The following is a 6,123-nucleotide window of genomic DNA, read 5'->3' as shown; positions in this document are numbered from 1 at the left end:
CCGCGCAGCCCGGCGGCGCGCATCAGCCGCTCGACCGTGCACCGGGCCACCTCGACGCCCTGGCGGTGCAGCTGGTGCCTGATCTTGCGGGCGCCGTAGACGCGTAGTTCTGGGCGTGGATCCGCTTGATCAGCGCGGTCAGTTCCTCGTCGCGCCGGCATCGGGCGCTGACCGGACGGGTCTTGGTGGCGTAGTAGGTCGACGGTGCGATCTGCGCCGGCGTGTCTTCCAACGCCCGCAAGACCGACTGGACACCGTGCTGTTCCTGATGCGAGTCAACGAACGCGACCCTCATCGCGACGGCCGGTCCAGCTCGGCCGCGAAGAAAGACGCCGCGGACTTCAGGATCTGGTTCGCCCGCCGCAGCTCACGATTCTCCCGTTCGAGGGCCGCGATGCGTTCGGCATCGCTGCTGGTCGTGCCCGGCCGCTCACCGGCGTCGGTCTCGGCCTTCTTCACCCACGTCCGCAACGCCTCAGGGTGAACTCCGAGCTGGTCGGCGATCCGCCCGATCACGCCGACCGCACCGGCCGGATCCCGACGGGCCCCAAGGACCAACCGGGCCGCACCAGGGTCTTTGCGTAGTCGATTGAGGTGCGCTTGACCTGGCGGTTTGTATTGTCGTGGCCTGTGTGGAGGGTGACGCGGAACGGGTGTGACCCTTCGGTGATCATGGAGTTGCTGAGACAACATGACTCCGAGAAGGACCACACCCGCGCATGTCATCATCGCTGATCGACGTGATCCGTCAGCACGCCCCGCCCCGTGCGACACCACGGCCGCCGGCGGTGGGTCGCATGGCCTGCTGGAGGCCTTGGCGCAGGTTCCTGACCTGCGTGACCCGCGAGGGATCCGGTATCCCCCGGCGAGCCTGCTCGCGGTCGCGGTGTGCGCCGTCATGGCCGGGGCGTCCACGTTCGCCGCGATCGGCGACTAGTTCGACGATCTCGATGCGTCGGCGTGGGACCGGCTCGGGTTCACCGGCCGGGTGCCGGTGTTGACCACGGTGTGGCGGCTGCTGGTCCGCGTCGACGCCGAGACGTTGACAGCAGTCCTGGCCGACTGGCTGTGACCCGACTACCGGCGCCGCCACCGACCAGGCGGGTCATCGCCGTTGACGGCAAGGTGGTGCGGGGCACCGTCCTGCCCGAGGAACGGGTTCACCTGCTGCCGGCCTACGACACATCGACCGGTGTGGTCCTGGCGCAGGTCCAGATCGTGGCGAAGTCGAACGAGATTCCGGCGTTCGCCCCACTGCTGGAGCAGGTCAAGACTCGGCTGGGCCAGCCTGGCGGGTGTGGTGATCGTCGCGGACGCGCTCCACACCCAGGTCGCCCACGCCCGAGCCGTCGCCGCTGCCGGCGGGCACCTGTACGTGTCGGTCAAGGCCAACCAGCCGACCCTGTACGCCCAGCTCAAGCAGCTCCCCTGGGCGCAGGTGCCGGTCGGCGACCAACACCGCGACACCGGCCACGGCCGCCGCGAGACCCGGACCGTCAAGGCGTTGACCGTGCAGACCCCTGGTGGCATCGGCTTCCCCCACGCCCAGCAGGCCGTCCGGATCACCCGCAGCACCCGCACCGTGGCCGGCAGACGCACACGAGAGACCGTCTATCTGGTGGCGTCACTGCCCGCCGCCCACGCCCAACCGGCTGACCTGCAGGAATGGGCCCGCCTGGAATGGCATATCGAAAACCGGCTGCACTGGGTCCGCGACGTCACCTTCCTTGTTACGGGCCGTCCACCTGCGGATCGTCGAGCCCTTGTGTGCGGACAGGTTGTCCAGGATGACGTAGATCGGTGCACCGTCCGGGCGGGTGGCGCGGATCGACTTGAGTGCGGTGAGAGTGTTCGCGGCGCTCTTGCGGCGTCGGACGACGCCCCAGAGTTGGTCGTCGCCAACGGAGTAGCAGCCGTGGGACTGCCGGACCTCGTGCAGTTTGTGATAGTTCGTGGGCAACCGGTGAGGATGCCCTGCCGGAGCCCACCCTGTGCCGGCCTGCGGCCGGATCACCAGGGGCCCGAACTCGTCGAACGCGAACCCCCGCTGCAGGAAGTGGCTGCTCACGTACGCTGAAAGGTGATCTTGTGCCGGTGCAGGATCTGCCGCAGCTGTTCTCGACCGATACGGAGCCGGCAGGCAGCATCCGAGCTCAGGTGGTCGGCGAGCTTGCGCACGCTCCAGCGGGTGAACGGTCGCCCCAGCTTCTCGGGGCGGGCACTGGCCAAGCAGGCCATCCCCATCTCGTTGAACCGGTGGATGTGACCTGCCGAATCGAGTCCTCATCAGCATAGACCAGGCGGGCGATCGCCGACACGTGTTCCCGCCGGTCGAGGCGAGAACGACCATCGACCGTCGCAGTCGGATCGGGGAGCCGGTTCCTCGGCAGGTAATTTTGAGCAGCTGCTGACCTTCCTGATCACCCAGCCGCCGCACGCATACGGGTTCTGCCACCGCTACAGCCTGACCGCCCCAACGCCGCCTGGCCGACAGCCCTCACGGCGTGTCATCCAACACCGTGAACGTGCCACGGCACGAGCGGTGACGAGGCAGTTCGAGGGGCACTGAGCCTTTCCGCGTAACGGTGCGGGTACCTTGAGTAGCGGCCTTGGTGATCGGTGTAGACACGCCCGAACCCGTTGTGGTGCGACGAGAAGACGCAGAACCACGGCATGAAGTGGTCCTCTCACAGATCAACTTCAGTAGGGATCCTGCGTCGCTATGAGCGTCACATGCACCGCCACGCTGTCCGTGCGTGAGGAGACCGTGTTGTTCTTGTCGGGGCTGCTGGGCGCCGAACGTCAGCGCCGTGAAACCCGCGCCGAGAACCGCGCGTTGGGCTGCTTCAAGCAGGCCATTCTCGTGATCCGCTGGTTCCTCGACGGCGTTCGCGTCAAGCAGTTGGCCGCCGACAACACAGTCAGCCTGTCGACCGGTTACGCCTACCTTCACGAGGGCATCGGGGTCCTCGCCGCCCACGCGCCGAGCCTGAAGTCAGCCCTGCTGGCAGCGAAGATGGCTGGCTACGCCCACGTGAACATCGACGGGCCCCTGATCGAGACCGACCGGCGTCGGACCCCCGGGCCGACACCGGGGGTGGATTTGTGGTGGTCGGGGAAACACGACAACCACGGCGGGAACATCCAGGTCATCACCGCCCCGGACGGATGGCCGCTGTGGACCTCGCCGGTGCGCCCCGGCCGGGAACACGACACCACCGCCCTGCGTGAGCACGACATCCTTCCCCTGCTGACCACCTGGATCGACGACGACCTGCGCGTGCTCGGCGACCTCGGCTACGAAGGCGAAGCGACCACAATCACGGTCGCGTTCAAGAAGCCCCGCAACGGCGCCTGCACCGACATCCAGCAGCAGTTCAACAGGACCCACAACAGCGTCCGCGCCATCGGCGAACGCGGAAACTCCCTGCTCAAGACCACGTTCAAAGCGCTGCGCAACGTCAGCCTCTGCCCATGGCGCATCGGAAAGATCACCGCAGCCGCTCTGGTCCTCCTGCACACCGACCAAGCCCGCACAACGTGATCACACACCGCCACGACTCGTTACGCGGAAAGGCTTACTCACCGCGCTCACCCCGTTGCGCGGAATGGCGCAATGAACCGCCTAACGACCTCTCGGCACACCGGCAACGGTCCTACAATCGATTTCGATCGGGCATAGCGAATACCCCTGTCGCTGACATGCGATGCAACAGCCCCGGTTCCGACCGGTTCACAGACTATTCGACCGGATCCACCGACACCCTCAGGATGCCTCTGACCTGCAGGTACAGCGAGCCCCTGATAGCATTTTTCCGATCTTGTCAAGCCCCACCCCACATAAATTTCTATGTGCGAGCCGCTAAGGTTCCGTTGTACAGTGGAGGCACTTTGAGCCCTTGCCGAATATTCGGATCCCCGGCCAAGACCCGCTGGTTGCCGCCGCACTGGCGGCTGCCCCGGATATTCGGCTTGACGACCATCTCCATGAGGAGTGAACGTGGAATCGCAGTCAGCTTTCGCAATAGAGACCGAAGAGCTGACCAAGCTCTTCGGCAAGGTCCGCGCGGTGGACGGGGTGAACCTCGCCGTGCCGCTCGGCATGGTCTACGGCTTCCTCGGCCCCAACGGCGCCGGCAAGACCACCACGATCCGCACCCTCGCCACCCTGCTCAAGCCGGACGGCGGTAGCGCCCGGGTGTTCGGGCACGACGTGCTGAGGGAGGCCGAGGAAGTCCGTAGGCTGATCAGCCTGACCGGCCAGTTCGCCTCGGTCGACGACGCGCTCACCGGTGCCGAGAACCTCGTGATGGTGGCCCGCCTACTCGGCCACTCATGGTCGGAGTCCCGCAAACGGGCAGCCGAGCTACTCGAGGCGTTCGGCATCGAGTACGCCGCCGACCGGCTGGTGAAGACATACTCCGGTGGCATGCGCCGCCGGCTGGACATCGCGGCGAGCATCATCGTCTCGCCCAAGCTGCTGTTCCTCGACGAACCGAGCTCGGGGCTCGATCCCCACGCCCGCAACCAGGTCTGGGAGGCCGTCCGGGCGCTGGTGACGGTCGGCACCACGGTCCTGCTGACCACGCAGCACCTGGATGAGGCCGACTCGCTGGCCGACCGGATCGCCGTCATCGACCACGGCAGAATCATCGCCGAGGGCAGCCCGGGCGAATTGAAGGCCTCGGTCGGCAGCGGCGCGGTGCACGTGCGGTTGTTCAGCGCCGAAGACCGGACCCGCGCGGGCGAACTGCTCAGCAAGGCGTTCGACGCGCCGGTCGAGTTCGACCGCGATCCGGTGGTGCTTTCGGTCCGGGCGAACGACCCGGAGCAGGTCGCACAGGCACTGATCGGTCTGTCCAGGGCTGGCATCCGGATCACCGAGTACTCACTCGGCCAACCTAGCCTCGACGAGGTCTTCCTGGCTCTCACCGGCCACAAGGTCGACGCCGACCACAGCCCCGCCGCTGACCCAACCTCGTCCAAGGACGGCAAGGAAAAGGAGCACGTCGGATGAGTGCTCCCGCCCAGCACAGCGCAGTCAGCACGTTCAGCCCGTCCGAGGACGGCATAAAGGAAGGGCAACTTTCATGAGCGCCGCCACCACGGACGAAACCATCACCGAGCCCCAGCCCATCGCCGAGAGCATTCTGCGTGGCGCACTGTCGGTCCAGCGCAAGCCGTCGCGTCCCGGCCCACTATCGGCCTCTCTCACCTTCCTGTGGCGGGCTGCCTCCACCTTTAGGCACCATCCGGCGCAACTGGTCGACATGATCCTGTTCCCGTTCATCTTCCTAGTGGTGTTCACTTACCTGTTCGGCGGCGCGATCGGCGGCTCGACCGCGGACTACCTGCAGTTCTTCCTGCCGGGCATCCTGGTCCAGACCGTGGTGATGATGTCGGTGTACACGGGAACCGCCCTGAACACCGACATCACCAAGGGCATCTTCGACCGGTTCCGCACCCTGCCGTTCTGGCAGCCGGCCACCATCGTCGGCAGCCTGCTGGCGGACATGGGGCGCTACCTCGTCGCGCTGACCCTGACGATCGCGTGCGGCGTCCTGCTGGGTTTCCGGCCAGACAGCGTGCTCGGCTCGATTGCGGCGGTGGGGATGCTGATCGTCTTCGCCTTCGGCGTAAGCTGGATCTTCACTACGATCGGCGTGGTTGCCAAGGCGCCGGAGACGGTCGCCTCGACCAGCATGATCGTGGTGTACCCCTTGGTGTTCATCAGCAACATCTTCGTGCCGACCGAGTCGATGCCGGGCTGGATGCAGACGGTCGCGAACGTCAATCCGATGAGCCACGCGGCCACCGCCACCCGCGGCCTGATGCACGGCACCGTCACCGCTGAGCAGCTCGCCTGGGCGTTCGGGCTCTCCGCGGGGCTAATCGTGGTCTTCGCGCCGCTGACCATGCTGGCCTACCGCAAGCGAAAGGACCGCTAGAACACGACTTCGCCCCCGATACAGGTGGACGTGCTGAGCAGCCAGCGGCCCTGAGAGGCGCGCTCGGATGACTGGAAGTCCCGAGCGCGCCTCTCCGGAGCCTGTCAAGTCCAAGTGTCAAGCCCCGGGTTTGATGGAGAGTTGGTTAGCTGGTTTTCAGGGGCGCGGTGACTGG

At 66.4% G+C, this 6,123-nt stretch carries 8 protein-coding genes and 1 pseudogene; 5 read left to right on the top strand and 4 right to left on the bottom strand.

All coding sequences use genetic code 11. The features are described from left to right. A partial coding sequence (locus tag ACFHWY_RS27845) for an IS3 family transposase (RefSeq protein WP_416583221.1) occupies nt 1-161 on the bottom strand: 161 nt, incomplete at its 3' end. Nucleotides 162-291: 130 nt separating this feature from the next. Then, on the bottom strand, nt 292-558 hold the full coding sequence (locus tag ACFHWY_RS27840; protein WP_416583219.1) for a transposase: 267 nt from the start codon (nt 556-558) through the stop codon (nt 292-294). Between the two features lie 133 nt (nt 559-691). On the opposite strand from ACFHWY_RS27840, the gene ACFHWY_RS27835 reads away from it, so the two are divergent. Both ACFHWY_RS27835 and ACFHWY_RS27830 read left to right on the top strand, forming a co-directional pair. Next, nucleotides 692-937: a transposase family protein gene (locus ACFHWY_RS27835; RefSeq protein WP_416583218.1), complete on the top strand. Its 246-nt coding sequence runs from the start codon at nt 692-694 to the stop codon at nt 935-937. Nucleotides 938-1,192: 255 nt separating this feature from the next. Further along, a pseudogene (locus ACFHWY_RS27830) lies at nt 1,193-1,666 on the top strand (hypothetical protein); the annotation flags it as partial. Here the strand turns inward: ACFHWY_RS27830 and ACFHWY_RS27825 are convergent. Continuing rightward, the gene (locus ACFHWY_RS27825; protein WP_416583220.1) at nt 1,625-2,014 is read right to left on the bottom strand and encodes a transposase; all 390 of its coding nucleotides are present in this window, start codon (nt 2,012-2,014) and stop codon (nt 1,625-1,627) included. The pseudogene ACFHWY_RS27830 and the gene ACFHWY_RS27825 sit on opposite strands and share 42 nt — an antisense overlap. Nucleotides 2,015-2,064: 50 nt before the next feature. Then, nucleotides 2,065-2,238 (bottom strand): hypothetical protein, encoded by a 174-nt coding sequence (locus ACFHWY_RS27820; protein WP_416583217.1) that lies wholly within the window; start codon nt 2,236-2,238, stop codon nt 2,065-2,067. Nucleotides 2,239-2,722: 484 nt separating this feature from the next. Between ACFHWY_RS27820 and ACFHWY_RS27815 the strand changes: the two genes are divergently transcribed. The 3 genes from ACFHWY_RS27815 to ACFHWY_RS27805 all read left to right on the top strand — a co-directional run bounded on the left by ACFHWY_RS27815 (nt 2,723) and on the right by ACFHWY_RS27805 (nt 5,948). Beyond that, entirely contained in the window at nt 2,723-3,544 is an 822-nt protein-coding gene (locus ACFHWY_RS27815) for a transposase family protein (protein WP_416583216.1), read from the top strand. Between the two features lie 456 nt (nt 3,545-4,000). Continuing rightward, on the top strand, nt 4,001-5,017 hold the full coding sequence (locus tag ACFHWY_RS27810; RefSeq protein ID WP_416583215.1) for an ATP-binding cassette domain-containing protein: 1,017 nt from the start codon (nt 4,001-4,003) through the stop codon (nt 5,015-5,017). Nucleotides 5,018-5,090: 73 nt separating this feature from the next. After that, nucleotides 5,091-5,948, top strand: a complete 858-nt coding sequence (locus ACFHWY_RS27805) for an ABC transporter permease (protein ID WP_416583214.1) — start codon at nt 5,091-5,093, stop codon at nt 5,946-5,948. Nucleotides 5,949-6,123 lie beyond the last annotated feature (175 nt).

Source organism: Micromonospora sp. LOL_024, from assembly GCF_048060415.1.
Lineage (GTDB): Bacteria > Actinomycetota > Actinomycetes > Mycobacteriales > Micromonosporaceae > Micromonospora.
This window is presented reverse-complemented; position numbering and strand designations above follow the sequence as displayed.